Here is a 1,175-nt window from a genome sequence, read left to right on the forward strand (position 1 = left end):
TAGGGAAGGTCTGCACAACCTCGGCGTTCCACGCCCGATGTGAGACATTGACGGAATGAAGCAGATGAGCCTGGGCGAGAGCGGATTCGAGCGCAAGACCAAGAGGACGCGCAAGCGCGAGTTCCTCGACGAGATGAACCTTGTGGTGCCTTGGGCCGAGCTGGTGTCGCTCATCGCTCCGCACGCGCCGGCCCCCGGCGCCAAGGGCGGGCGCCCACCGTTTGCCGTCGAGACCATGCTGCGCATTCACTTTATCCAGCAGTGGTTCAACCTCTCGGACCCGGCAATGGAGGAAGCGCTGTACGACATGGCGCTGTTCCGTGAGTTCGCGGGTCTGGATGCCGGCGAGGACAACCTGCCCGACGAGAGCACCATCCTGCGCTTTCGCCACCTGCTCGAAACCCACAACCTGAGCTTGCAGATCCTGGCCACCGTCAACGCCACGCTGGCGGCCAAGGGGCTGCTCTTGAAGAGCGGGACGGTGGTCGATGCCACGCTGATCGCAGCGCCGAGTTCGACCAAGAATAGCAGCGGCGAACGAGACCCCGAGATGCACCAGACCAAGAAGGGCAATCAGTGGCACTTCGGAATGAAGGCGCACATCGGTGTCGATGCAGACTCCGGTCTGGTGCACACGGTGGTGGGCACGGCGGCCAACGTCAACGACGTGACGCAGGCGCACGCGCTGGTGCACGGAGCGGAAACCGATGTCTTTGCCGACGCGGGCTACCAGGGCGTGAGCAAGCGCGATGAAACGCAGGACATCGAAGTCAACTGGCACGTGGCGATGCGACCGGGCAAGCGCAAGGTACTGGACAAGAACACGCCGGTGGGCGCGATCCTGGACCAGCTGGAGCAGGCCAAGGCGCGCATCCGGGCCAAGGTCGAACACCCGTTCAGGGTGATCAAGCGCCAGTTCGGGTACGTGAAGGTGCGCTACCGGGGACTGGCCAAGAACACGGCGCAGCTGCACACGCTGTTTGCGCTGTCCAACCTGTGGATGGTGCGGCGCACGCTGCTGCAGGAGATGCGGGGATGAGTGCGTCTGCAAGCGACCAGAAGACCACGAATCGGGGCGAAATCGACCTCCAGACTGACCTCTTGAGCAAGAAATTGCCGTCATCTGAAATCGCATGCATCAACTCACGCTGCGGCGGGTGTTGTGCAGACCTTCC

Annotated in this window: 1 protein-coding gene; it reads left to right on the forward strand. The window is 63.0% G+C overall.

The window, feature by feature from the left end; genetic code table 11:
* Positions 1-55: 55 nt before the first annotated feature.
* Positions 56-1,039 (forward strand): IS5 family transposase, encoded by a 984-nt coding sequence (locus HTA01S_RS24390; protein ID WP_068176650.1) that lies wholly within the window; start codon positions 56-58, stop codon positions 1,037-1,039.
* The last annotated feature ends 136 nt before the right edge of the window (positions 1,040-1,175 follow it).

Source organism: Hydrogenophaga taeniospiralis CCUG 15921, from assembly GCF_001592305.1.
GTDB lineage: Bacteria > Pseudomonadota > Gammaproteobacteria > Burkholderiales > Burkholderiaceae_C > Hydrogenophaga > Hydrogenophaga taeniospiralis.